The sequence below is a fragment of the Vibrio sp. 1069 genome (genome assembly GCF_033340555.1).
Genome location: NZ_JAWOWP010000958.1, coordinates 1 through 515 on the forward strand (window position 1 = coordinate 1; position 515 = coordinate 515).

1 protein-coding gene is annotated in these 515 nt (G+C 47.2%); it reads left to right on the forward strand.

From position 1 onward, the window contains the following. Window positions 1-515, forward strand: a 515-nt coding sequence (locus R7040_RS30025; RefSeq protein ID WP_318098129.1) for a M48 family metalloprotease, incomplete at both ends; no start/stop codon positions are given.

Here is a 515-nt window from a genome sequence, read left to right on the forward strand (position 1 = left end):
TTCACTTTGGCCGTTTTAGCCATCACAGGGCTAGTGAGTGTCATTTCGATTGGCATCTACTTCTATTTCACTGGCGAACCGTTCACCACTCAATCCATCATCAGTTATTGTTTGTTGAGCTTTGTGGGCGTGCTATTGGTTGTTAGCATCAGCTCATTCATTCGTCTTAGTGAGCTAAACGCCAATGGTGGACGTGGCGTTGCAGAAAGTATCGGTGGCAAGTTGATTTCGACAGACACGTCAAATGCGAAACACCGCCAGTTACTCAATGTTGTGGAAGAAATGTCCATCGCGTCGGGAATTCCCGTGCCACCAGTTTATGTGATGGCGGAAGAGCACGGAATCAACGCGTTTGCTGCAGGAATGAGCATTGATGATGCTGTCATCGGAGTAACGCAAGGAGCACTAGATGCCTTTAGCCGTGAGGAACTTCAAGGTGTAATTGCCCATGAGTTCAGCCACATCTTAAATGGTGATATGCGGTTGAATACTCGTCTGATTGGTGCGTTATTTGG